Here is a 24,807-nt window from a genome sequence, read left to right on the forward strand (position 1 = left end):
CCTGGCTCGCGGGGCCCTAGAGCTCCTTGCGGAACCCTTCCGACACCTTCAGGAAGATGTCGTTCGCCTCGGCCTCCCCGACCGTCACCCGCACACCCTCGCCCGGGAACGGCCGGATCACCACCCCCGCCTGCTCGCACGCCTGCGCGAACGCGACCGTGCGCTCCCCCAGCCGCAGCCACACGAAGTTGGCCTGAGTCTCGGGCACCGTCCAGCCCTGAGAGCGCAGCCCGTCGACCACACGGGTGCGCTCACACACCAGCGAGCCGACCCGGCCGAACAGTTCGTCCTCGGCCCGCAGTGAGGCGATCGCCGCCTCCTGCGCGAGCTGGCTCACGCCGAACGGCACCGCCGTCTTGCGCAGCGCCGCAGCCACCGGCTCGTGGGCGATGGCGAAACCGACACGCAGGCCGGCGAGGCCGTACGCCTTCGAGAAGGTCCGCAGGACACAGACGTTGGGCCGGTCGCGGTAGATCTCGACGCCGTCCGGCACCTCGAGATCGCGAATGAACTCGCGGTAGGCCTCGTCGAGGACCACCAGCACATCACCCGGGACCCGGTCCAGGAAACGCTCCAGCTCCGCCCGCCGCACCACCGTGCCGGTCGGGTTGTTGGGGTTGCAGACGAAGATCAGCCGCGTCCGGTCGGTGATCGCGTCGGCCATCGCGTCGAGGTCGTGCACATCCCCGGGCGTCAGCGGCACCTGGACCGACGTCGCGCCGCTGATCTGCGTGATGATCGGGTACGCCTCGAACGACCGCCAGGCGTAGATCACCTCGTCGCCCGGGCCGGAGGTGGCCTGGATCAGCTGCTGGGCGACACCGACCGAACCGGTACCGGTGGCCAGGTGGGAGAGAGGCACGCCGAACCGCTCGGACAGCTCGTTCATCAGCGCCGTACAGGCCATGTCCGGGTAGCGGTTGAAGTTGCAGGCCGCCGCCGTCACGGTCTCCATCACGCCCGGCAGGGGCGGATAGGGGTTCTCGTTGGAGGACAGCTTGTAGGCCACCGGACCACCTGCCGCGGCGGGCTTGCCCGGCTTGTAGGTGGGGATCCCCTCCAGCTCGGCGCGCAGCTTGGGGCTCGTCTCGCTCACCGCAGTCCTCCTCGTGAAGACCGGCGGCCCATGACCGCCGCCGACATCCAATACTCCTCACCCTATGAGGATTCGGCGTCGCTGCGTATAGCCACGGCCAAGCGGCCGGCCTCGGCCTCGCGGGTCCCACCGGCATCAGGGGCATCACCTCACCAAGGCGTACGAATCCGGGGGCGCGCCGCACATATATCTATGCGCCGGTGGTGCACGCCGTGGCGCGCATCCCCCGTGCAGGTGAGTTGAGACCTCTTCGCAACATCGGCCACTTGGCAGGCCCGTGCGCGCCGACACGACACGTACTGCCACGAGAGCGCTCAACACCCTTGTTTTCCAAAGTAATTGAGGTTGAATGATCATGCAGAAACGTGCCTGTCAACGCGTGCATATGCGTCCGCACTACCCCACCGCATGAGCCCTACTATCGGCTCGCCATGACAGCAGCAGGGAAGCACCAGGTGAGCCGCGCGGAAACCTCACGGCGAGGCAGTCGGCCGAGTCGGGCCGGAATCAGAGACGTGGCCGCCGCCGCCGGAGTCTCCATCACGACCGTCTCCGACGCCCTCAACGGCAAGGGGCGGCTTCCGGACGCCACCCGGCGCCATGTCCGGGAAGTCGCCGACCGGCTGGGCTACCGGCCCTCGGCCGCGGCCCGGACCCTCCGTACCGGCAAGTCGGGACTCATCGGCCTGACCGTGACCACGTACGGGGATGAACCTTTCACCTTCACGGAGTTCGCGTACTTCGCGGAGATGGCCCGGGCCGCCACGTCCGCCGCGCTCGCCCGCGGCTACGCCCTCGTCATCCTCCCGGCGACCTCCCGCCACGACGTGTGGTCGAACGTCGCCCTGGACGGCACGGTCGTCATCGACCCCTCCGACCAGGACCCGGTCGTCAGCGAACTCGTCCGGCAGGGTCTGCCGGTCGTCTCCGACGGCCGACCGGCCGGTGCGCTGCCGGTCACGGCCTGGGTCGACAACGACCACGAAGCCGCCGTCCTCGGCATCCTCGAGCACCTGGCCGACGCCGGCGCCCGCCGCATCGGCCTGCTGACAGGCACGACGACGGACACGTACACCCACCTGTCGACCACCGCGTACCTGCGCTGGTGCGAGCGCGTGGGCCAGGATCCGGTGTACGAGTCCTACCCGGCGCACGATCCCTGCGCGGGCGCCGTGGCCGCCGACCGGCTCCTCGCCCGGCCCGACCGGCCCGACGCGGTCTACGGACTGTTCGACCCGAACGGCACCGACCTGCTCGCCGCCGCTCGCCGCTACGGCCTGCGCGTCCCCGACGACCTGCTGCTGGTCTGCTGCAGCGAGTCCACGGTGTACGCCAACACCGAGCCGCCCGTCACCACGCTCTCCCTGAAGCCGCGCCGCATCGGCACGGCGGTGGTTCAGCTCCTCATCGACGCCATCGAGGGAGTGGAATCCGACCGACCGGTGGAGCAGGTGATACCGACGGAGCTGATCGTGCGTACCTCGTCCCAGCGACGCCCGCCGCGCACGACGGTCAGCCCGCCGCGCTCACCCGAGGAGAGTTAAGTCCGCCCCCGGGTAAAGGGAAGGTCGCCCTCCTGGGGAGAAACAGGGCCGGTCCCCCGGAGGGAAGGGATCGTTCTCGCGAAGAGCAGAAGAGCGAGGACGGTCACACGGTGGTCAAAGCCCGGCTCAATCGGGGCGAAAGCCGCGGTGAACTGGAGTCTTGCTCTGATTCACCACCCCTGGGTCATCACATGGCGCGATCCGCATTCCTATGATGGGCCCACGACACCCGCGGGCCGCTACGACCAGGCAGTCCGATGCGGTGCAACGCGGCGCGATGGTGGAGGGGTCGATGACTCAGGGGGCCGGTCAGGGACCCGAGGTGGAGCGGACGGCGACGTTGCGCGACTTCCGGGTGCCCGCGTACGTCCATGAGACCGGTCCGTACGTCCACAGCGGCCACCCCGGTGATGTCGCCCCGCCGCCCGAGGAGGCCTACCCCGAGGGGTACACGCCGACCCAGCGCGACCTTCCCGTCGTCAACCGGGGCGACACTGTCCAGGTGACCGTGGACCCCGAGACCGCCGCCGCCCCGCAGGCCACCACCGGGCAGGGCCCGCTGTACGTCGTGGGCGACGTGCACGGCTACCTCGACCAGCTGGTGTCGGCCCTCCAGGACAAGGGCCTGCTCGACGCCGCCGGAAACTGGTGCGCGGGCACCGCCCGGCTGTGGTTCCTCGGCGACTTCACCGACCGCGGCCCGGACGGCATCGGCGTCATCGACCTGGTGATGCGGCTGTCCGCCGAGGCCGCCGCGGCCGGCGGCTACTGCAAGGCGCTCATGGGCAACCACGAGCTGCTGCTGCTGGGTGCGAAGCGGTTCGGCGACACCCCCGTCAACTCCGGCGCGGGCACCGCCACCTTCCAGGCGGCCTGGCTGCTCAACGGCGGCCAGAAGACCGACATGGACCGCCTCCAGGACCACCACCTGCAGTGGATGTCGCGCCTGGACGCCGTCGAGGAGGTCGACGGCCACCTGCTCGTCCACTCCGACACCACCGCCTACCTCGACTACGGCCGCTCCATCGAAGAGGTCAACGACACCGTCCGCGAGACGATCACGCGCAACGACGCGGACGAGGTCTGGGACCTGTTCCGCAAGTTCACCAAGCGGTTCTCCTTCCGCGACGAGGGCGGCGCGGACGCCGTGCGCTCCCTGCTCGATACGTACGGGGGCGCCCGCATCGTTCACGGGCACAGCCCGATTCCTTATCTGCTGGGCGAGGCCGGCTCCGAGGACGACGAGGACAACCGCGACCCCGTGATCGAGGGACCGCACGTCTACGCCGACGGACTCGCCATCGCGATGGACGGCGGCGTGACCATGGCCGGAAAGCTGCTGGTCCAGCAACTACCGCTGGATACATGAACATTCACCGGGCAGGCGTTCCCCTTCGGAGGACGGGGCCGGTGCGGGGTCAATTTCGGTAAACCCCCTGTCACCGCATACCGTCACCGCTCTACCATCGGCTTATCCGTAGCAGGCTCCCCTCCGTTTCTGCCCGACGGCTCGTCAGCATGCCGAGCCCCAAGCCCTACGGAGCATCGGGGGATGCACATGAACAGCGTTCCGCAGCACCTGCTGAGCGAGGACCGCCAGGAATACGAGCGGATCCTCGATGAGGCGCTGCGCTCCGCACCACACCGTCCCGAACTGGCCGCTGTCGGACAGCGGCTCAACGCCGAACAACTGCGCACCATGGCGCTGAACGCGACCGCGCTCATCACGGCGGCCGCGTCGACCGAGTACCAGCACTACGTCAAGGTCCGCGACGAACTGCGTCAACCGGCGTCGGCCGGCTCGCCGGCCGTGCGCGAGTCCGGTTCCGCCGAGCCGGGTACGGTCGCGTCGGGGATCGCCGCCACCATGGGAGGGGTCACCGAGACCGCCGGCGCGGGCGCCGTCGCCGTCGTCGCCGTCCTCGCACCCGTCCTGGCCGGAACCGCCGCGGCGATCTTCCTGCTCGTCGGCTACATCCTGCAGATGCTCGACCCGGAGCAGGGGTTCGCCCGGACCATGCTCACCACCGGCTGGGTGTTCGGCGCCGTGACCGCGGTCGCGATTCTCGTCGCCGCGGTGGGGCTGCTGCTCACGGCCCTGCGCAACAAGCCCACGGCCGAGGGCGGACCGTACGGCGAGCTGCGGGGCGAGGTGGCCCAGGCCAAGGAGGCCTGGCACGAGGCCCTACTGGAACGCGGCATCCTGCCCTTCCTGCGGGAGGCCCTCGTCGACCCCGGCGCGGCCGCCGCGCTGCACCACACGCCCTCGTCCACGCCGGTCAGCCGCATGCCGCACCTCGGCTACGGCCGCCCGGGGTTCACCAGCCCGGACGACGGCGACCGTGGCTCACGCCCCAGCTTCAGCAGCCCGGACTACAGCAGCCCGGACTTCGGAGGACCGGAGCACCAGCCGGAGTAGCACCCGTCGGAGCCCGTCCAGCGGGCGGACCCACAGGCCGGGGGACCATCGACCCCCGGGCCTGTGCGCGGCCGGCTCAGTCCGCGATGGGCAGGTACACGCGGTTCCCGCTCGCCGCGAACTCCTTCGACTTCAGGGCCATGCCCTCCTCGATCTCGGTCCGTGTACCGCCGTGTTCACGGCGGATGTCCTGCGAGATCTTCATGCTGCAGAACTTGGGACCGCACATCGAGCAGAAGTGAGCCGTCTTGGCGGGCTCGGCGGGCAGGGTCTCGTCATGGAACTCCCGTGCCGTGTCCGGGTCGAGGGCCAGGTTGAACTGGTCCTCCCACCGGAACTCGAAACGGGCGTCGGACAGCGCGTCGTCCCACTCCTGCGCACCCGGGTGTCCCTTGGCGAGGTCGGCTGCGTGGGCGGCGATCTTGTAGGTGATGACGCCGGTCTTGACGTCGTCACGGTTCGGCAGGCCCAGGTGCTCCTTGGGCGTGACGTAACACAGCATCGCCGTGCCCCACCAGGCGATCATCGCGGCACCGATGCCGGAGGTGATGTGGTCGTACGCCGGCGCGACGTCCGTGGTCAGCGGGCCGAGCGTATAGAACGGAGCTTCATCGCAGATCTCCTGCTGAAGGTCGATGTTCTCCTTGATCTTGTGCATCGGGACGTGGCCCGGGCCCTCGATCATGGTCTGAACGTTGAAACGCTTCGCGATCCGGTTGAGTTCCCCGAGCGTGCGCAACTCCGCGAACTGTGCCTCGTCGTTGGCGTCCGCGATCGATCCGGGCCTGAGGCCGTCCCCGAGCGAGTACGTGACGTCGTAAGCGGCGAGGATCTCGCAGAGCTCCTCGAAGTTCTCGTACAGGAACGACTCCCTGTGGTGCGCGAGGCACCAGGCGGCCATGATCGAGCCGCCGCGGGAGACGATGCCGGTCTTGCGGTTCGCCGTCAGCGGCACGTAGGCCAGGCGCACGCCCGCGTGGACCGTCATGTAGTCCACGCCCTGCTCGGCCTGTTCGATGACCGTGTCCTTGTAGATCTCCCAGGTCAGCTCCTCGGCCCGGCCGTCGACCTTCTCCAGGGCCTGGTAGAGCGGCACGGTGCCGATGGGAACGGGGGAGTTGCGCAGGACCCACTCGCGCGTGGTGTGGATGTTGCGGCCGGTGGACAGGTCCATGACCGTGTCGGCGCCCCATCGGGTCGCCCAGGTCATCTTCTCGACCTCCTCCTCGATGGAGGACGTCACCGCCGAGTTGCCGATGTTGGCGTTGACCTTCACCAGGAACCGCTTGCCGATGATCATCGGCTCGATCTCCGGGTGGTTGACGTTGGCCGGCAGCACGGCCCGCCCCGCCGCGATCTCGTCGCGCACGACCTCGGGCGCCACGTTCTCCCTGATGGCGACGTACTCCATCTCGGGCGTGATCTCTCCCCGGCGGGCGTACGCGAGCTGCGTGACCGCCTGTCCGTCCCTGCCGCGGCGCGGCTGGCGGGGGCGGCCGGGGAAGACCGCGTCGAGGTTGCGGAGGCCGCCGCGGGGCGAGGTGTGCTTGATGCCGTCGTCCTCGGGACGGACGGGGCGGCCCTCGTACTCCTCGGTGTCGCCGCGGGCGATGATCCAGTTCTCGCGCAGCGGCGACAGGCCCCTGCGGACGTCGGTGTCGACGCCTGGATCGGTGTACGGGCCCGACGTGTCGTACAGCGTGACCGACTGGCCGTTGGTGAGGTGCACCTGACGGACCGGCACGCGCAAGTCGGGGCGGGTGCCCTCGATGTACGCCTTGTGCCAGCCGATGGACTTCCCGGCCTCCTCGGACTTCTCGTCCTGAACGGAGGCAGGCGTGCGTGCGTCCTTGTTGGTCATGAGACCTACTCCCTACGCCGGCATTACCCGGTAACAGGTTCGGCGGTCGACGCAGCGGTTTCCGTCCGGCGACGTTTCGTGTGAAACATCACTCGACTCCGGCGATGTTTCATGTGAAACATCGCTGGGACGGAGGTCAGCGCCCTCTCAGCCCGGTGCTCCGAGCTCCCGCGTGTACAAAAGGTGCCTCCACGCTAGCGGCAATTCTGGCGCGGTGAACAGAGGGCCCCCCTCGTTCTTGCGATGATCGGTCGGTGACCACGACGCAGCGTCCCCCCTACCCACCGCCCGAGCCGCCCCGCGGATCCGGCTCCGGAAACGGCAACGGCCGTGGTGACGGCCATGATTTCGCCGCCGGAGGCGGGCAGGGGCAAACCACGGGGCAGGGCCCTCGGCCCGGGTACGGGCGTGACGCGCGTTCCGGCCCCGCAGGCGGCGGCGAGTACGGGCCGGGCTTCAATGGCGGCCCGGGTGCCGGTTCTCACGGTTCCCCCACGGGAGGGCAGGGCCCCGGACAGCGCTCCGGTGACGGGCACGGCGGAGGCGACGGGCACGGCCACGGCCACGGCCACGGCGGAGGCGACGGGCACGGCCACGGTGAAGGTCACGGCCAGGATCACGGTGGAGGTCACGGCCACGGGCCCGGTGAAGGTCACGGAAATGGCCGCGGCGGAGGCGACGAGCACGGACCCGGTCCCGGTTCCGCCCCGGGCGGCGGACACGGGCATTCGCACAGCCACGGCCCGGCCACGCCCGTCTCCCTGCATCTGCGCAAGGTCATCGCGGCGATCCTGATCCCGTTCGCCGCGGCGGTGCTGGTCGGTCTCGCCGTGCTGTGGCCGGGCGGCGCCCCGTCGCACGAGCGCACCGGCGTCGGCTTCGACCGACAGACGCAGGATGCCTCGGTCACCAAGGTGGTCGAGGTGAGCTGCCAGGAGGCCGGCGCTTCGGGCGTCCCACCGACCGGCGACACCTCCACCGCCGAGGGTTCCTCCGCCGTGCAGCAGGAGAAGGGCACCTGCAAGCGCGCGACGATCCGGGTCGACAGCGGCGACGACAAGGGCCGTACGTTCACCGAGATCGTCCAGCCCGACCAGTCCCGCCAGTTGCACGAGGGCCAGAAGGTCGTGGTCGCCTACGAGCCCTCGGCGCCGAAGGACCTGCAGTACTCGGTCACCGACATCAACCGTCGTCTGCCCATGGGGCTGCTCGCCGGCATCTTCGCCCTCGCCGTCGTGATCGTCGGGCGGCTGCGGGGTGTCATGGCACTGGTCGCACTGGCCATCAGTTTCATGGTGCTGAACTTCTTCATCCTGCCCGCGATCCTGCAGGGCTCGAACCCGCTGGTCGTGGCGGTGGTGGGCGCCAGCGCCATCATGCTCATCGCCCTGTACCTCTGTCACGGTCTGTCCGCCCGGACATCCGTGGCGGTACTCGGCACCCTCATCTCGCTGTTGCTGATCGGCATCCTCGGCTCGGTGTTCATCGACTGGGCCGCGCTCACCGGCAACACCGACGACAACACCGGCCTGATCCACGGCCTCTACCCGACGATCGACATGAGCGGTCTGCTGCTCGCCGGCGTCATCATCGGCTCGCTGGGCGTACTCGACGACGTGACGGTCACGCAGACGTCGGCGGTCTGGGAGCTGCACGAGGCCAACCCGTCGATGGGCTGGCGCGGGCTCTACCGTGCGGGCATCCGGATCGGCCGCGACCACATCGCCTCGGTGGTCAACACGCTCGTCCTCGCCTACGCGGGTGCCGCGCTGCCGCTGCTGCTGCTGTTCTCGATCGCGCAGAGCAGTGTGGGGACGGTCGCCAACAGCGAGCTGGTGGCGGAGGAGATCGTGCGCACGCTGGTCGGTTCGATCGGCCTGGTCGCCTCGGTGCCGGTCACCACCGCCCTGGCGGCGCTGGTGGTCTCGGCCGACCGTGCCGGCGCGGAGCCCGCCGTGGAGGCCCCCGCGGTCCCCGCGCGCGGGGGGAGGGGCCGGCGCCGCAAGCGCTGACGCCTCTGTGCTGGGGCGTCTGCGGAGGTCTCGGCCCCCGAGGTGGCGCCCCGGTCCCCGGCGCGTTGACCTTGAGCGCCTCGGCCTCGACCGCCTCCGACCGCGAGAAGATCGCCCGGTCATACGAAGATCGCAGGAAGAAGCGTTCCTGCACAGCTCGGCGGCACCTGGTGAAGCGTTACTCCACCGTGCCGCCGGGCGCATGTCTCAACCAGCGCCCTGCTCGGCGAGGATGCGGTCCAGGGCCTCGTCGAGGTGCGCGTCGAAGTCGGCGAGCGAACCCTCCTGACCCAGCGGCACCAGCTTGTCCGTACGGTCCAGGAAAGCGACGAGCGGTGCCGTCGACGACCGGAACAACGCCTGGTCACTGCCCACCTGAAGCCGGATCAACACCTCGCCCAGCGCGTCGGGTTCGACCGGCGTGACCCGCACATCGCCCTCCCCGCACGGCCGGCCGACACCGTCGATCAGCAACTCCCGCCCGAAAGCCCACGTAACCGGGGCATCACCGGGCAAGTGGAAGGTCAGCCGGACGGCATAGGGATCACTGGACTCATAGCGCAGCTCCACCGGAATGCGGAAGGAGAGCTCCTCGGACACGAGAAAGCTCATCATGACCTCTGCTTGTACGGACTCGCGCATCGATAACCCCGTCATTCGCCGTGACTGGCCGGGAACGAACCTCTGACACTTGGTGGAATCTTGCTGAACGTACACAGCAGATCACAAGGAGTGAGTTTTCACATACTGATAGAGAGCGCGAGCGAGCCGAGCAGCCGCCCGATCTCGGTCTGCAACTGCCGGGCCGTGGGCAGCAGCCGGTCGGCCTGGTGTGCGGGCAGCGAGATGGCCATCGTCGCGGCCGTGGTGCCGAGGGTGAGCGGGATCGCGGCGCAGACCGCGCCCAGGGCGTACTCCTGACGCTCGGTCACCGGTTCCATCCGCCGGATCCGCTCCAGCCGTCTCAGCAGGCTGTGGTTGTCGCGCACCGTGTACGGCGTGAGGGGCTGCACCGGGTAGCGGTCGAGGTGGTCACGGCGCGATTCCTCGTCCAGCTGGGACAGCAGGCACTGACCGATGGCGTGCGCGTGCCCGGTCTCGCGGAAGTCGGCCCACTCCTCGACCGCCGGGTTGCCCGGGGTGTCGGAGACGCACATGACCTCGATCTCGCCCTCGCGGTACACCGCGTAGTACACGGGCACGCCCAGGACGTCCCGCCAGTTCGCCAGCGCGTCGACGACCGTGCTGCGACGTTTCTGCCGCGCTCCGCTGCTGCTCAGCCGCTCGGCCGCCTCGCCGAGGAAGAACAGGCCCTTGTCCCGGCGCAGATAGCCCTCGTGTACGAGTGTGCGCAGCAGGTGGTCGGTCGTGGGCAGCGCCAGCCCGGTCTCACGGGCCAGTTGTTTGGCGGGGGCGCCGTACTCGTGCACGGCGACGGTCTCCAGCAGGCGCATCGCGCGCTGCACGGATCCGATGAGGGTCGGCGCAGGCGGTGGTGCGGAGGGGGCCGGTGGCCCGGAGGGTGTCGCCGAGCGGGGTTGCGCGGGGACGGTGTGGAGGTGGACGGGTGCGGTGTCAGCCGGGACCAAGGGTCTCTCCCGAAGCGCGAGGGGGCAGACCGTGCGGAGGAACACGGGTGGGGGTGTATGCCGCTCGCGGGGAAGTCCCCGCGTCGAGTTCCGGACTCTATTCGCCTGCCACCGCACGCAGACGGCCCGGACGGGAAACTTCCCTCCCCCGAGGGAACCGGTGATTCCAAGTGTTTCCCGCTACCCCCACCGGTTTCCCACCGGTCTCACCAGTCGCTGCGCGACGAGGAGCTCGACGTGAACTTCCGTACGACGTAAATCAGTCCACCGGCCAGTGCCACGAAGACCAGCACCTTGAAGAGCAGTCCGATGACGAAACCGACCACACTGGCGATCAGCCCGCCGAACACGACCAGGGCGATGACCGGCACCGCGACCCACTTCACCCACCACGGCAGTCCCGTGAAGATCTCTCGCATCGCCCTCGTCCTTACCTCTCCGCCCGTTCGAGTGCCGGGTCCTGTCGGTCCTTCTGGATCTCTGATGTCCTGCACTCGATGCTAGGTCCGGGAGGGGTCGAACGGGGGCCTCGCATCCCTTGCCCTCCCCTGACCGATCCCCTAGGGAACCCCGAGGCGGTCCGTCACCTCTCGGGCGGAGAGAAGACCACCAGCACCCTCAGATCCTCGGTGATGTGGTGGAACTTGTGTGCGACACCCGCCGGCACGTAGATCACGCTGCCGCGCGCCACCTGGGTCGTCTCCAGGCCGACGGTGATCGCGGCACGGCCGCTCACAATGAAGTAGACCTCGTCCTGATTGTGCGGTTTCTGTGGATCCTGCTCGCCCGCGTCGAGGGCGTACAGACCGACCGACATGTTCTGCTCCCGCAGAAACTGCAGGTAGGCGCCCTCGTTGGCGGCGCGCTCCGCCTCCAGTTCATCCAGCCGGAATGCCTTCATCGCCTTGTCCGCCCCTGCCTCTTGTGCCCGTGTCCGATCAGGTCTGCCACGATCAGACACATGAAGAATTTCGTAGTCAAGACGGTCGCCAACGCGGGTGCCCTGGCGGTCGCCGTATGGCTGCTCGACAAAATCACCCTGACCGGTGACAGCACGGGCAAAGAGATCGGCACCCTGATCATCGTGGCGCTGCTCTTCGGCCTGGTGAACTTCCTGGTCAAGCCCCTTGTCAAGCTCCTCAGCCTGCCGCTGCTGATACTGACGCTCGGCCTGTTCACGCTGGTCGTCAACGCACTGATGCTGCTTCTCACGTCGTGGCTGGCGGACAAGCTCGACCTGAGCTTCCACGTGGAGGGCTTCTGGACGGCCGTCCTGGGCGGCCTGATCATCTCGGTCGTCTCCTGGGCGCTGCACGTCGTCCTGCCCGACGGGGACTGAGCAGCCATGACCTACCGCGTCTGCTTCGTCTGCACGGGCAACATCTGCCGTTCCCCGATGGCCGAGATCGTCTTCCGCGCGCGGGTGGCGGAAGCGGGTCTGGACGGGCTGGTGGAGGTCGACAGCGCCGGCACGGGCGGCTGGCACGAGGGCGACGGCGCCGACCCGCGCACGGTGGCCGTCCTGGAGGACAACGGCTACGCCGGCGGTCACACGGCCCGGCGGTTCCAGTCGTCCTGGTTCTCCCGCCTCGACCTGGTGATCGCCCTCGACTCCGGCCACCTCGGGGCCCTGCGCCGCCTCGCGCCGACGGAGCAGGACGCGGAGAAGGTACGGCTGCTGCGCTCGTACGACCCCGCCGCCGGCGACGACCTCGACGTACCGGACCCCTACTACGGGGGCCTGGACGGCTTCGAGGAGTGTCTTGAGATGGTGGAGGCGGCGAGCATCGGTCTGCTCGCCGCAGTGCGTGAGGACGTGGAGGGACGGGCGGCATGAGCGATTCCGCGACGGGTGACGCGGGCGGGGCGACGGGCGGCTCGGCCCGGGCGACGGCCGACGCGGACCAGGTGAGGGATGCCACGAGCCGGGTGACGGGTGCCGCGGACGACGTGACGGGTGCGGCGGACCAGGCGACGGGTGCCGTCGACGACGTGACGGACGTCGTCGACGAGGTGACGGGGGCCGTGGACGAGGTGACCGGCATCGAGACTCGGACGACCACGGGTGCCGGTGACGGCACGCGCGCGGTGCGGGCCGGGCTTCCCGAGCCGGTCAAGTACGAGCCCACCCTGCCCGGCCCGGTGTTCGCCGCCCACTTCCATCTGCCGGGCGACCCGACCGGCCCCTACACCTACGGCCGCGACGAGAACCCGACCTGGACGCTGCTGGAACACGCCGTCGGCGAGCTGGAGGCGCCCGGCCAGGACGATGCCGAGACGCTCGTCTTCGCCTCGGGCATGGCCGCGATCTCGGCGGTGCTCTTCTCTCAGCTGCGCAGCGGCGACGTGTGCGTCCTGCCCGACGACGGCTACCAGGCGCTGCCGCTGGTGCGCGCCCAGCTGGAGGCGTACGGCATCGAGGTGCGTACCGCGCCGACGGGCGGCGACGCCCAGCTCGATGTCCTCGACGGTGCGACTCTGCTGTGGATCGAGACCCCGTCGAACCCCGGGCTCGACGTGTGCGACATCCGGCGGCTCGCCGAGGCGGCACACGCGCGTGGTGCCCTGGTGGCCGTCGACAACACCCTTGCCACACCGCTCGGCCAGCGTCCGCTGGAACTCGGCGCCGACTTCGCGGTGGCCAGCGGTACCAAGCAGCTCACCGGCCACGGCGACGTCCTCCTGGGCTACGTCGTCGGCCGGGACGCCGAGGCCATGGCCGCCGTACGCCGCTGGCGCAAGATCGTCGGTGCGATTCCCGGGCCCATGGAGGCCTGGCTCGCGCACCGTTCGATCGCGACGCTCCAGATGCGGGTCGACCGGCAGAGCGCGACGGCCCTGGCGGTCGCCGAGGCACTGCGCGAGCGGCCCGAGGTGACGGGGCTGCGCTACCCGGGGCTCCCCGACGACCCCTCGCACAAGATCGCCGCGCGTCAGATGCGGCGCTTCGGGTGCGTGGTGTCGTTCACGCTGCCCTCGCGCGCGCGTGCCGACCGCTTTCTCGACGCGCTGCGGCTCGTGGACGACGCGACGAGCTTCGGCGGGGTGCGGTCCACGGCCGAACGGCGGGGGCGCTGGGGCGGGGACGCGGTGCCGGAGGGCTTCATCCGCCTGTCGGTCGGTGCCGAGGACTCTGAGGACCTGGTGGCGGATGTGCTGCGTGCGCTCGACGCGTCGAACGCCTGACCACCCCCACGGACGGTCCGAGCCTCCCCCCTCGTGGCTCGGACCGTCCCCCGGTTCCGCGCGCAAGAACCGCGCGACCAAGGCTAGTTGACTCTCTGTCAGTGTCCAATCACGGTAGCGACAGAGACCTATCGACTTATTTATAGTTGGGCACGGCCGGGGCAGGGAGCGGGGCCGAAGAGGGGAGTGTGTGCGGTGGATCTGGCCTTGCTGCGGACCTTCGTGACCGTGCACCGGGCCGGCTCCTTCACTCGCGCCGCCGCCCTGCTCGGTCTCTCCCAGCCTGCCGTCACCTCGCAGATACGGACGCTGGAGCGGCAGCTGGGCCGCCCTCTCTTCCTGAGGCAGGCCCGTGGCGTGACCCCCACGAGCATCGGCGACGAACTCGCCCACAAGGCCGCGCCCCATCTCGACGCCCTGGTGGAGATCACCGAGACCGGTCTCGACGACGACTCCTCCTTACGGACGCTGCACCTCGCGGGTCCTCCGGAGTTCACCGCCGAACGAGCCCTGCCCGCCCTCACGGAGCTGACCGGTGAGGACGGCCAGGGCTTCGCCTTGCGCGCCTCCTTCGGGAACGCCGAAGAAACGCTGGAAGGGCTTTCCGCCGGGCATCACGATCTGGCCATCAGTACGGCCCAGCCGCGCGGCGCCCTGCTCACGGCGACTGCGCTCTGCGACGAGGAGCACGTCCTGGTCGCCGCCCCGCGCTGGGCCGAGCAGGCCGGCACCGGGCGGCCGGACCGCACAGCGGAACCGGCCTTCGAGAAGGTGCCCGTGGTGGAGGTGCACGAGTCGCTGCCTTTCGTCTCCCGCTACTGGGCCTCCGTCTTCGACTCGCCCCCGGCCGCTCCGGGCACCGTGATAGTCCCCGATCTGCGCGCGGTCCTCGCCTGCGCGGCCGCCGGGGCCGGCCTGGCGGTGCTGCCCCGCTATCTGTGCGCGCCGGCGCTGGAGCGGGGCGATGTCGTCGCCCTGCACGAGCCGGCGGTGCCGCCGCTGCGGACGTACTTCCTGGTGGTCCGCACCGGGACGCTGGCGATGCCGCATATCGCGCGGGCTCATGAGTGGTTGCAGCAGGCCTCAGCCGACTGGTGCTGAGGGCTTTCCTGGCCCCTGCCAAGGCTGCTGCGACGGGGTTTCCGGGGGCGCCTCGTCGTGGGTTCCCGGGGCGCCCCGGCGTGGGTTCCGGGGGCGCCCCGGCGTGGGTTCCGGGGCGCCCGGGACAGCAGCTCACTCTGGGAGCTCGACCAGTGACGTTTCGCGATGTTTCACGTGGAACCAGCCGGGCCACATTTCACTCATGACCGTCCGACCCGTGGTCAAGCGCACCGCCCGCGCCGTTCTGCTGGACGGTGCCGACCTGATCTTGATCAAGCGCACCAAGCCGGGTGTGGATCCCTACTGGCTCACCCCCGGCGGCGGGGTCGAGCCCGGCGACTCGACCGTCGTCGACGCCCTGCACCGCGAGGTGTACGAGGAACTCGGCGCGAAGATCACCGATGTGGTGCCCTGCTTCGTGGACACCATGGAGCACATCGGGGAGGACAGCGGCGCGACCGGTGTGAAGGTGCAGCACTTTTTCGTCTGCCGCCTGGAGTCCATGGACCCCTCGCTGCGCCACGGCCCCGAGGTCGACGAGCCGGTCGGCGAGTACGAGATCGTGCGTGTGCCCTTCACCCGGGTCGGTATCGCCTCCGTCCATCTCGTGCCGCTGTCGCTGCGGCACTACCTGGACGGCAACATCGAGGGCGTACTCGCCATGCACGCGACCGACCTGGGGTGAGACGCCTGATCAGCTTCCGGCCGCGACCAGTTCCTCGACGGAGTCGTGCCGTATGCGGTCCGACGGGATGCCGCTGTCCCGCAGGGCGTCCACACCGCTGCGGATCATCCCGGGCGGGCCCGAGACGTAGGCGTCGAACTCGTTCCACGGCCCGTAGGCGCGTATCGCGTCCGGCAGCTGCTGGTGCGCCTGCTGGTCGATGATCGCCCGGACCGAGAGCCAGGGGTGGCTCTGCTGGAGGCGGAGCATGGTGTTGATGTCGTACAGGTCGTGGTCGGTACGAGCGCCGTAGAAGACCTCGACCGGCCGGCGGTCCCCGTGCTCGGCGACATCCTCGACCAAGGCCTTGATGGGCGCTATGCCCGTGCCGCCGCCCAGGCAGAGCAGGCCGCTGTCGGTGGTGTGGTCGACGGTCATGGAACCGGCGGGCGGGCCGAGCCGGATGATGTCGCCGGGGCGGGCGCGGTGCACCAGGGCGTTGGAGACCCAGCCCGCCGGGACGGCCTTCACGTGGAACGACAGCAGACCGTCGGAGCGGGGGGCCGATGCGAAGGAGTAGTGCCGCCATATCCGGGGCCACCAAGGCGTCTCCACGCTCGTGTACTGACCGGCGAGGAAGGGGTACGGCTGGTCGGGCCGGACGGTGACGACCGCGACGTCCGGGGTTCTCAGGTCGTGCGTGACGACCTCGGCGTACCACCAGGCTGGGGCGCGCAGTTCGTCCGCGCCCGCCGCGTCGATCATGACCTGGGAGATTGTGGTGTAGGCCCGGACCCAGGCCGCCTCCATCTCCGCGTTCCAGACCCCGGCGGCGTACTTGCTCAGCGCGCCGATGAGGCACTCGCCGACGGCCGGGTAGTGCTCGGCCCGTGTCCCGTACTTCCGGTGCCCCCGGCCGAGGTTTTGCAGGTAGTCGACGAGGACGTCCTTGTTGTCGATGTGCTCGGCGGCCGTGAGCAGCGCCCTGAGCAGCCGGTCCCGCTGGGTGTCCATCGCGGCCGGGAACAGCGACCGCAGGTCGGGGTGGCGGACGAAGAGCAGGGCGTAGAAGTACGACGTGACCTTGTCGGAGACCGGGGCGACTTCGGCCATGGCCCGGCGGATGAGCACGGCGTCCGGGGATTCCGCTTCGGCCGGGGCGGTGGCGGCCTCTCCTGGGGACGACGCCGGCGCATGCCGCTGTGCGGGAACCTGCTGCTCGGCGGCGGCAGTGGGGGGCGGAGCCAGGGGGGAGGCGAAGGGCGCCGGGGTGAGCGCTGTGGGTGTGGGACCCGGCGACGAGGCGGTGGCCGGGCTCGAGACCGCGGAAGACGGGGCGTGCTGTGCGGCTGAAGGGGCGAGCCTGGGTATCGCCTCCGGGCGTTCACGCCCAAGGTCCGGCCGGCCGGTATCAACGCTGCCGGGTATCGGGGTGGGTGGCCCGGATGGGCCGTCCTCCGGCGCGTCCGGGGCGGTCGTGGGCCTGCCCACGGGGCGTATGGCGGCCGGTCGGCGCCCTTCTGCCGTCCCGGGGTCGCTGTCCGGCGCCGTCGTGGGGTTCTTGCGGGGTGTGAACCAGCCGCCCCCGCCGCCAGAAGTGCCGTTGTCGGCCGACGTGGTGGTCGGAGCGTCCATGGTGTGCCTCGCCTCGAGCATCTTTCGGTCGGTCTGCGCACTTCCTGGGTTGGAAGGTGCCTGCTTTCCCCCGTGGACGGTCTGCGTTCCCCTCCTTGTCGCGGCCAATGCGACCACATTCAACCCGTATTCCAACTCCGTACGGACAAGTAGGGCGAGAGTGTGACATTGGACGCAGTAACTCTCATCGAGTTTTCTGCACTCGGCCCACACGGGGCGGGTCGGCTCGTCCCTGACGCGAACCGGAGTCGACCCTACCGGCCACCGCCGCGCACACAAGTCCCCCTTCCCTCCTCACGAAATGCGGGCACGACGCGAATCTTCAAATCTGACAACTACGGGACAGAAAAACCCCGTTCCAGGCCTGGATCGGACACCCGGTGTTCTTACGTGTTTCACGTGAAACATCCAGCAACGGCCCAAGCCCTGTACGGGCGGCGACAACTGGCCAAAAGCTCGTATGTCTGCGCTGAAAGAGGTGGACGTCAAGGGTCCTCGTCGGACAGCCTGACCTGCGTGCCGACTCCTTCTCTTGCCTCATTGCCCATCCGTCGTCTGACGCTCCGCGATCAAGCCGCCTGCGCCGACTTGTCCGAGGACCGGGGGTGGCCACGGGAGGAGCACAAGTGGGGCTTCCTCCTCACGGCCGGAAAGGGCTACGGCATCGACGACCCCGACGGCGGCCTCGTGAGCGCCTGTGTCGTCACCGAGTACGGACCGCAGAACCCCGCCCTCGCCGCGATCGGTATGGTTCTGGTCGCCGGACGGCACGCTCGGCAGGGCGTGGGACGCCGGCTGATGCACCATGTCGTCTCGGCGATGGGCACCACACCTGTCACCCTGCACGCGACGCCCTACGGCCGCCCCCTCTACGAGGAACTCGGCTTCAAGGTCACCGGGCGCGCCGAGATGGTCCTCGGGCGCTTTACTCCCGGCCGGCCTGAACCGAGGGTCTCCACCCGCCCCGCGACCGCCGAGGACCTCACCGCGATCCTCCGGCTCGACGAGCAGGTGTTCGGGACCGACCGCACCCACATCGTCACCCGGCTCCCCGCATTCGCCGACCAGTTGCGTGTGGCCGAGGAGGGCGGGCGGATCATCGGGTACGCGGGTGCCTGGCCCAACATGGACACCCACGTCGTCGGCCCGCTCATCGCACGCGACACGTCGGTGGCGCAGGCGCTCATCGTCTCTCTTGCCGCCCACACCGACCGTCCGCTGCGCACCGACATCGATGTGCGGCACGAAGAGCTCCTCGCGTGGGTGAAGGAGCGCGGCCTGGAGTCCGTCGCCTTCAACTCGGTGATGACGTACGGGATCACCGAGTTGCCCGGAGACTGGCGCCGCCGATTCGCGCCGGTCACAGTCGCGGCGGGCTGAGGAGACTCGATACGACGACGCCGGCTCCCCGTAGACCGGGGAACCGGCGTCGTCGCTCTGAAGGGGCCTGGTCAGGCGAGGGCCTCAACAGCGGCCGTGGCGAAGCCGTGGTCCTGCTCCGGGGCACCGCCGCCGACGCCGATCGCGCCGATCAGGCGGCCGTCACGGTGCACCGGCACGTCGCCGGCGATGAACAGCAGCGGCCGGTCGAGCGCGGTCGGCAGCGTGTGGAAGAGGCCTCCTGGCTGCACCGCGTCGACGAGGTCGGCGGTGGGCGCGTTCAACTGCAGAGCCGTGTAGGCCTTGCGGGTGCTGGTCTCGCCGGAGATCAGCACGGTGCTGTCGTCCCGCCGGAAGGCGAGCAGATGGCCCCCCGCGTCCAGGACGGTGACGCCCGCGGCCGCGGTGGCGCGGTGGGCCGCGGAGACGAGGGCGTCGGCGTCCTGGGTGGTCAACGGGGCGACGGCGGTGGTGGTGCTCATGAGGGGGTTCTCATGGAGGACGTGCTGGGGCATGGGGACGGTCGGGGTGGTCGGGTTGCTCAGTGGTGGACAGCGGCTCGCTGCCCGGCCGGTGCAGAACCCGTGACGACGGTGCTGGGACCGCCGGCACGACGCTCCAGGGCGGCCGAGAGGAAGGCCAGGACCAGGGCTCCGGCGGCCAGGGCGGCACCGACCCAGTTGGGGGCGGTGTAGCCGAGGCCCGCCGCGATCACGATGCCGCCGAGCCAGGCGGACAGGGCGTTGCCGAGGTTGAAGGCGCCGATGTTCACGGCGGAGGCCAGGGTCGGGGCGCCGTGCGCCTGGTCGAGGACCCGCTTCTGGAGCGGTGGCACGGTGGCGAAGCCCAGGGCACCGATCAGCGCGATGGTGATCGCCGACAGCAGCTTGTCGTGGGCGGTGAGGGTGAACAGCGCCAGGACGACGGCCAGGGCACCCAGGGAGACATACAGCATGGGCATCAGGGCGCGGTCGGCGAACTTGCCGCCGACGAGGTTGCCGCCGACCATGCCGAGGCCGAAGAGGACCAGCAGCCAGGTGACGGAGCCGTCGGCGAAGCCTGCGACGTTGGTCATCATCGGCGCGATGTAGGTGATGGCCGCGAAGACACCGCCGAAGCCGAGGACGGTCATGGCCATCGCGAGCAGCACCTGCACGTTCTTGAAGGCGGCCAGCTCGTGCCGCAGGCGCACGCCCTCCGCCTTGGGCATGTCGGGGACGAGCCGGGCGATGCCGGCCAGGCCGACGACGCCGAGGGCGGCGACGATGCCGAAGGTCACCCGCCAGCCGACGGACTGCCCGACGAGCGTGCCCAGCGGGACGCCGACCACGTTGGCGACGGTCAGGCCGGTGAACATCATCGCGATGGCTCCGGCCTTCTTGTCCGGGGCGACGAGGTCGGTCGCGACGACCGAGCCGATGCCGAAGAAGGCGCCGTGGGCCAGCGAGGCGACGATCCGGCCGATCAGCATGACGGAGAAGGTGGGGGCGAGGGCCGAGAGCAGGTTGCCGACGATGAACAGGCCCATCAGCAGCATCAGCATCCGCTTGCGGGAGATCTTGGTGCCGAGCACGGTCATCAGTGGGGCGCCGAACATGACGCCGAGCGCGTAGCCGGTCACCAGGTATCCGGCGGTGGGGATGGAGACCCCGTAGTCGCCCGCGACCTCGGGCAGCAAACCCATGATCACGAATTCCGTCGTTCCGATCCCGAAGGCCCCGATCGCGAGGGCCAGAAGCGCGAGAGGCATGGAGGGGTTACCTTCCCAGACGATTGCAGGAGCGCTTTGCGTGCGTTCACAATAGTTGCAGACGCGGGCTATACGCAAACGCCGTCAATTGCGGTTCTGCTCTATCCTGAGTGGCAGCCGCTCCGGGACGGAGGAAACGCCAATGACAGCGACGGACCCCGCGCTCACCGCTCTCGCCCAGAGCTGGTGCGCCCTCTCCCTGCTCCACGGGAGGATCGAGGCCCACATCGAGCGCGCCCTGCAGGCCGGACACGACCTCAGCGCGCGCGAGTACTCCCTGCTGGACGTGCTCAGCCGGCAGCACGACGGGGACGGAGGCCATCTGCAGATGAAGCAGGTCGCCGACGCGGTCGTCCTCAGCCAGAGCGCCACCACACGTCTGGTCACCCGTCTGGAAGACCGCGGACTCCTGGAGCGCTACCTGTGCCCGACCGACCGCCGGGGCATCTACACCAACGTCACCGAAGCGGGCCTCGAGCTGCTGGAAGCGGCGCGCCCGACCAATGACGCCGCCCTGCGCGAGGCCCTCGATGAAGCGGCGAAGAACCCCGAACTGGCCCCGCTGGTCCGGGTCGTGGAGACGCTGAAGGCTCCGATGCCCGCCTAGGGCGCCTCCGCGCAGGGCCTCCCGCGTGCGGCGTCTGCACATCGGCCGTCTCTGCGTAGGGTGCGTTCATGGGAGACCTTGAGATACGTGCCGCCGCTGCCGACGACGTCCCGGCGATCGTCGCCATGCTCGCGGACGACCCGCTGGGCGCGCAGCGCGAGTCACCGGACGACCTCGCCCCGTACCTGGCCGCACTGGAACGACTCAGCGCCGACCCGAACCAGCGTCTGGTCGTGGCGGTCCGGGAGGGCCGGGTCGTCGGCACGCTCCAGCTCACCGTCATTCCCGGGCTCTCCCGACGCGGTGCCACCAGGTCGATCATCGAAGGGGTGCGCATCCACGCGGACGAGCGCGGCAGCGGCCTGGGAACACAGCTCATCGAGTGGGCGATCGACACATCCCGGGACCAGGGATGCCAGTTGGTCCAGCTGACCTCCGACAGGACGCGCACCGACGCCCACCGCTTCTACGAGCGGCTCGGGTTCACGGCCTCCCACACGGGCTTCAAGCTCCCGCTGTGACCGGCATGCGTGGGGCGCGCTGTTTCACGTGAAACAGCGCGCCCCACGCATGTCGCCGCCTAACCGATGCCGCGCCACCCCTCGGGGTCGATCCCACCCGGCACAGGAGCCCCCTCGTCGTACGGCTGACGCGTGAAAACGAACGAGCCGAGGTCCAGATGACTCACCGACCCCTCCGGCCGCCGTACGGCCCTCAAGAGCTCACCGGCGTAGTAGCCCTCCAGCCCTGTCCAGGTGCCGTCGCCGTTCGGGCGGAACCGTGAGCGACGGCCGCCGCCGGACAACGGCCCCAGTGAGACGAGCCCGTCGGCCGTCAGCCGCAGAGCGAAGGCGTGCGTCCCCCAGTACCACTGCCCCGTCAGCTCCAGCAGCGACGGATCGAGATCAGTCAGCGGCTTCCACGGCGCGGGGATGCGCGGCTCCGCCTCGGCGACGATGCGGACCAGGTCGGCGGCGACGGGGAACAGCAGCGGCCCGGAAGTGGAGTTCGCCAGGGCGATCGCTGCCACGTCGTCATCGACGCTGATCATGAGGCACGCGAGGAACCCGGGCAGCGAGCCGGTGTGGCCGACGAGGGACCGTCCGTTCCGTCGCCGGATCTCCATGCCCAGACAGTAGGCGTAACCACTCGCCACGTCCGCCGCCTCGTGAGGCGCGGCCGGTGTCCTCATCTCCCGCAGCGACTCGGCGCTCAGCACCCGCTCATCGCCCTTGACCAGGAAGACCGCGAACCGCGCCAAGTCACCGGTCGTCGACCAGAGCTGACCGGCCGGCGCCATACGCCCCAGGTCCTCGGTGGGCTCGGGAAGCATCACATCGGCCCAGGGGTGCACGGCCCAGCCACCCGCATGGGGCGCCCGAGGTCGCACGCTTGTGCGATGCAGCCCCAGAGGTTCGAGCACTTCACGCCGAAGGACGTCCTCCCAAGAAGCCCCACGGAGCTTCTCGATGAGTGCGCCGAGCAGCGCGTATCCCGGGTTCGAGTAGTGGAACCGGCGACCGGGCGGGGTCAGCAGGGGCCGCTCACCCAGCACGTCGTCGAGTTCGGGCCGCAGGGATCCGGGGCTCCGCTCCCACCACGGCCCCGGTGTCTCGGCTGCCAGCCCGCCCGTGTGCGCGAAGAGTTCGGCGACGGTTGCCTCCCCCACGCCGGTGCCCGGCAGATGCTTCTCGAGCGGATCCCCGAGATCCAGTGCGCCCTCGTCGCGCAGCCGTAGCACGAGAACCGCCGTGAAGGTCTTGGTGATCGAGCCGATCCGGTACTGCACGTTCTCGTCCGGCGCGTGTCCTTCCACCGAGGTCCGCGCGCCCGTCCACACCGTTGTCCTGTCTCGCACGACAGCCGCGACGAGCGACGGAACCCGCCCTTCGGCCTGCGCGACGGCGATCCGGTGCAACAGAGCACGGCGGGTGCCGGGAAGCAGTTCTCCCTGAGATGTCGTCATAAGCCCAGTCCACCCGGCCCGGCGTCCCCTCGTCGAGCACATTTGCGGCAGGAGCCGGACAGGTCGGGGCGGATCAGGTCTGCGCCATGTCCACGAACCGCGAGTAGTGACCCTGGAAAGCGACCGTGATCGTCGCCGTCGGGCCGTTACGGTGCTTGCCCACGATGATGTCCGCCTCGCCCGCGCGCGGCGACTCCTTCTCGTACGCGTCCTCGCGGTGCAGCAGGATCACCATGTCGGCGTCCTGCTCGATCGATCCCGATTCACGCAGGTCGGACACCATCGGCTTCTTGTCCGTGCGCTGCTCTGGACCACGGTTGAGCTGGGAGAGCGCGATCACCGGAACCTCCAGCTCCTTGGCCAGGAGCTTGAGGTTTCGGGACATGTCCGAGACCTCCTGCTGGCGGCTCTCGGAGCGCTTGGAGCCCCCGGACTGCATCAGCTGCAGATAGTCGATGATCACGAGTTTGATGTCGTTGCGCTGCTTCAGCCGACGGCACTTCGCGCGGATCTCCATCATCGACAGGTTCGGGGAGTCGTCGATGTAGAGCGGCGCGGACGACACTTCGGGCATCCGGCGCGCCAGACGTGTCCAGTCCTCGTCCGTCATGGTGCCTGACCGCATGTGGTGAAGGGCGACGCGGGCCTCTGCGGACAGCAGACGCATCGCGATCTCGTTGCGCCCCATCTCCAGGGAGAAGATGACGCTCGGCAGATTGTGCTTGATCGACGCGGCACGGGCGAAGTCCAGCGCCAGCGTCGACTTACCCATGGCGGGACGGGCCGCGATGACGATCATCTGCCCCGGGTGCAGACCGTTGGTGAGGGAGTCGAGGTCGGTGAACCCCGTGGGAACACCGGTCATCTCACCGCTGCGCGAGCCGATCGCCTCGATCTCGTCGAGCGCGCCCTCCATGATGTCGCCGAGCGGCAGATAGTCCTCGCTCGTGCGCTGCTCGGTGACCGCGTAGACCTCTGCCTGGGCGCGGTTGACGATCTCGTCGACGTCGTCGTCGGCCGCGTATCCCATCTGTGTGATGCGTGTACCGGCCTCGACCAGGCGGCGCAGGACGGCCCGCTCGTGGACGATCTCCGCGTAGTACGCCGCGTTGGCCGCCGTGGGGACCGTCTGGACGAGGGTGTGCAGATACGAGGCTCCGCCGACCTTGTTGATCTCGCCGCGCTTGGTGAGCTCGGCCGCGATCGTGATGGGGTCGGCCGGCTCGCCCTTGGCGTAGACGTCGAGGACGGCCTGGTAGATCGTCTCGTGAGCCGGCTTGTAGAAGTCGTGGCCCTTGAGGATCTCGACAACGTCGGCGATGGCGTCCTTGGACAGGAGCATGCCGCCGAGGACGGACTGCTCGGCGTCGATGTCCTGCGGCGGTACCCGCTCGAACGACGGGGCCGATCCGCCGTCCCACGCCCCGTTGTCCCCGCCGCGCTCGTGCTGTTCGTCGCGGCCCCGGGCTCCGTCACGACGGCGGCGGGAGGCGGGCAGACGATCACTGGGACCGCTGTCGGCCCACGGGTCGTCCAAGGGCTCGGAAATGCTCACCGAGCCACCTCCTCCCGTCCGCCGAAGCAGACCTAGCCGTGCCCCTCTGTTCTACGGCACGGCACTGACAAATAAGAGGCCCAACTCCGGTTGGTACGCGCCGGTTTTGTGGCGTTTTGAAAACCGGCGGACGGAGTGGGCGCCGGACCACCGTAGGCCTCTCTGCACCGTCAGCCAATCTGGTTATCCACAGGCCATGTGGACGACGACCCAGATGCTGTGGAGAACTCCGCGAAACCTGTGCACGACCCGGTGGACAGGCCTGTGAACAAGCGGCGACCCTCACGAGGGAGACCACCCTGACCTGCATCTTTGTCGTCCACCGGCTGTGCAGAAGAAAAACTTTCCCCGCCAGCCCAAGATCGCCTCGAACAGTGCACAGCAGTGCGCATCCCAACACGGGATGTAAGGGCTGCAAACGCTTTGCATCTCTTACCTGTGG

General features: G+C 69.5%; 23 protein-coding genes. 12 read left to right on the forward strand and 11 right to left on the reverse strand.

Annotation, left to right across the window (positions count from 1 at the left end):
• Nucleotides 1-16: 16 nt before the first annotated feature.
• Entirely contained in the window at nt 17-1,096 is a 1,080-nt protein-coding gene (gene hisC, locus CEB94_RS20000; RefSeq protein ID WP_175433529.1) for a histidinol-phosphate transaminase, read from the reverse strand.
• 431 nt (nt 1,097-1,527) lie between these two features.
• On the opposite strand from hisC, the gene CEB94_RS20005 reads away from it, so the two are divergent.
• The 3 genes from CEB94_RS20005 to CEB94_RS20015 all read left to right on the forward strand — a co-directional run bounded on the left by CEB94_RS20005 (nt 1,528) and on the right by CEB94_RS20015 (nt 5,059).
• A complete protein-coding gene (locus CEB94_RS20005) occupies nt 1,528-2,640 on the forward strand; it encodes a LacI family DNA-binding transcriptional regulator (protein WP_175433530.1) in 1,113 nt (370 codons plus the stop codon).
• 277 nt (nt 2,641-2,917) lie between these two features.
• The gene (locus CEB94_RS20010; RefSeq protein ID WP_246112171.1) at nt 2,918-4,009 is read left to right on the forward strand and encodes a metallophosphoesterase; all 1,092 of its coding nucleotides are present in this window, start codon (nt 2,918-2,920) and stop codon (nt 4,007-4,009) included.
• A 183-nt stretch (nt 4,010-4,192) separates the two neighbouring features.
• On the forward strand, nt 4,193-5,059 hold the full coding sequence (locus tag CEB94_RS20015; protein ID WP_175433532.1) for a hypothetical protein: 867 nt from the start codon (nt 4,193-4,195) through the stop codon (nt 5,057-5,059).
• 76 nt (nt 5,060-5,135) lie between these two features.
• Here CEB94_RS20015 and thiC read toward each other — a convergent pair whose 3' ends face one another.
• Entirely contained in the window at nt 5,136-6,920 is a 1,785-nt protein-coding gene (gene thiC, locus CEB94_RS20020) for a phosphomethylpyrimidine synthase ThiC (RefSeq protein WP_246111853.1), read from the reverse strand.
• Nucleotides 6,921-7,174: 254 nt separating this feature from the next.
• Here thiC and CEB94_RS20025 point away from each other — a divergent pair, with 254 nt between their 5' ends.
• Nucleotides 7,175-8,932, forward strand: a complete 1,758-nt coding sequence (locus tag CEB94_RS20025) for a YibE/F family protein (RefSeq protein WP_175433533.1) — start codon at nt 7,175-7,177, stop codon at nt 8,930-8,932.
• Between the two features lie 207 nt (nt 8,933-9,139).
• Here the strand turns inward: CEB94_RS20025 and CEB94_RS20030 are convergent, their stop codons facing one another.
• From CEB94_RS20030 to CEB94_RS20045, 4 genes are all read right to left on the reverse strand, one after another.
• Complete coding sequence (locus CEB94_RS20030; protein WP_033309865.1) at nt 9,140-9,574, reverse strand: SsgA family sporulation/cell division regulator; 435 nt, start codon at nt 9,572-9,574, stop codon at nt 9,140-9,142.
• Nucleotides 9,575-9,672: 98 nt separating this feature from the next.
• Nucleotides 9,673-10,398, reverse strand: coding sequence for an IclR family transcriptional regulator (locus CEB94_RS20035; RefSeq protein ID WP_425472464.1), 726 nt, complete (start codon nt 10,396-10,398; stop codon nt 9,673-9,675).
• 329 nt (nt 10,399-10,727) lie between these two features.
• Nucleotides 10,728-10,940 carry a DUF5326 family protein gene (locus CEB94_RS20040; RefSeq protein ID WP_175433534.1) on the reverse strand — a complete coding sequence of 71 codons (213 nt, stop codon included), beginning with the start codon at nt 10,938-10,940 and terminating at the stop codon, nt 10,728-10,730.
• Nucleotides 10,941-11,104: 164 nt separating this feature from the next.
• Complete coding sequence (locus tag CEB94_RS20045) at nt 11,105-11,422, reverse strand: cupin domain-containing protein (protein WP_097217849.1); 318 nt, start codon at nt 11,420-11,422, stop codon at nt 11,105-11,107.
• Nucleotides 11,423-11,482: 60 nt separating this feature from the next.
• Between CEB94_RS20045 and CEB94_RS20050 the strand changes: the two genes are divergently transcribed.
• The 5 genes from CEB94_RS20050 (at nt 11,483) to CEB94_RS20070 (ending at nt 15,493) form a co-directional block, all read left to right on the forward strand.
• Nucleotides 11,483-11,860 carry a phage holin family protein gene (locus CEB94_RS20050; protein ID WP_175433535.1) on the forward strand — a complete coding sequence of 126 codons (378 nt, stop codon included), beginning with the start codon at nt 11,483-11,485 and terminating at the stop codon, nt 11,858-11,860.
• A gap of 6 nt (nt 11,861-11,866) precedes the next feature.
• On the forward strand, nt 11,867-12,358 hold the full coding sequence (locus CEB94_RS20055; RefSeq protein ID WP_175433536.1) for a low molecular weight protein-tyrosine-phosphatase: 492 nt from the start codon (nt 11,867-11,869) through the stop codon (nt 12,356-12,358).
• Nucleotides 12,355-13,707: a cystathionine gamma-lyase gene (locus CEB94_RS20060; protein ID WP_246111854.1), complete on the forward strand. Its 1,353-nt coding sequence runs from the start codon at nt 12,355-12,357 to the stop codon at nt 13,705-13,707. The genes CEB94_RS20055 and CEB94_RS20060 overlap by 4 nt, the downstream gene beginning before the upstream one ends.
• 195 nt (nt 13,708-13,902) lie before the next feature.
• Nucleotides 13,903-14,808: a LysR family transcriptional regulator gene (locus tag CEB94_RS20065; RefSeq protein ID WP_175433537.1), complete on the forward strand. Its 906-nt coding sequence runs from the start codon at nt 13,903-13,905 to the stop codon at nt 14,806-14,808.
• Nucleotides 14,809-15,010: 202 nt separating this feature from the next.
• Entirely contained in the window at nt 15,011-15,493 is a 483-nt protein-coding gene (locus CEB94_RS20070) for an NUDIX domain-containing protein (RefSeq protein WP_175433538.1), read from the forward strand.
• Nucleotides 15,494-15,502: 9 nt separating this feature from the next.
• Here CEB94_RS20070 and CEB94_RS20075 read toward each other — a convergent pair whose 3' ends face one another.
• Entirely contained in the window at nt 15,503-17,107 is a 1,605-nt protein-coding gene (locus tag CEB94_RS20075) for a globin domain-containing protein (protein ID WP_175433539.1), read from the reverse strand.
• A 516-nt stretch (nt 17,108-17,623) separates the two neighbouring features.
• Here CEB94_RS20075 and CEB94_RS20080 point away from each other — a divergent pair.
• Nucleotides 17,624-18,487 carry a GNAT family N-acetyltransferase gene (locus tag CEB94_RS20080; protein ID WP_175433540.1) on the forward strand — a complete coding sequence of 288 codons (864 nt, stop codon included), beginning with the start codon at nt 17,624-17,626 and terminating at the stop codon, nt 18,485-18,487.
• A gap of 71 nt (nt 18,488-18,558) precedes the next feature.
• On the opposite strand, the gene CEB94_RS20085 is transcribed toward CEB94_RS20080, so the two are convergent.
• Nucleotides 18,559-18,969 carry a GlcG/HbpS family heme-binding protein gene (locus CEB94_RS20085; protein WP_175433541.1) on the reverse strand — a complete coding sequence of 137 codons (411 nt, stop codon included), beginning with the start codon at nt 18,967-18,969 and terminating at the stop codon, nt 18,559-18,561.
• 59 nt (nt 18,970-19,028) lie between these two features.
• Nucleotides 19,029-20,237: an MFS transporter gene (locus CEB94_RS20090; RefSeq protein ID WP_175433542.1), complete on the reverse strand. Its 1,209-nt coding sequence runs from the start codon at nt 20,235-20,237 to the stop codon at nt 19,029-19,031.
• Nucleotides 20,238-20,379: 142 nt separating this feature from the next.
• Between CEB94_RS20090 and CEB94_RS20095 the strand changes: the two genes are divergently transcribed.
• Complete coding sequence (locus tag CEB94_RS20095) at nt 20,380-20,844, forward strand: MarR family winged helix-turn-helix transcriptional regulator (protein WP_175433543.1); 465 nt, start codon at nt 20,380-20,382, stop codon at nt 20,842-20,844.
• A 68-nt stretch (nt 20,845-20,912) separates the two neighbouring features.
• Nucleotides 20,913-21,365 carry a GNAT family N-acetyltransferase gene (locus CEB94_RS20100; protein WP_175433544.1) on the forward strand — a complete coding sequence of 151 codons (453 nt, stop codon included), beginning with the start codon at nt 20,913-20,915 and terminating at the stop codon, nt 21,363-21,365.
• Nucleotides 21,366-21,424: 59 nt separating this feature from the next.
• Here CEB94_RS20100 and CEB94_RS20105 read toward each other — a convergent pair whose 3' ends face one another.
• Complete coding sequence (locus CEB94_RS20105; protein WP_175433545.1) at nt 21,425-22,810, reverse strand: serine hydrolase domain-containing protein; 1,386 nt, start codon at nt 22,808-22,810, stop codon at nt 21,425-21,427.
• 73 nt (nt 22,811-22,883) lie between these two features.
• Nucleotides 22,884-24,365, reverse strand: a complete 1,482-nt coding sequence (gene dnaB, locus CEB94_RS20110; RefSeq protein ID WP_175433546.1) for a replicative DNA helicase — start codon at nt 24,363-24,365, stop codon at nt 22,884-22,886.
• Nucleotides 24,366-24,807: the final 442 nt, after the last annotated feature.

This window comes from Streptomyces hawaiiensis (genome assembly GCF_004803895.1).
In the GTDB taxonomy this organism is placed as follows: domain Bacteria; phylum Actinomycetota; class Actinomycetes; order Streptomycetales; family Streptomycetaceae; genus Streptomyces; species Streptomyces hawaiiensis.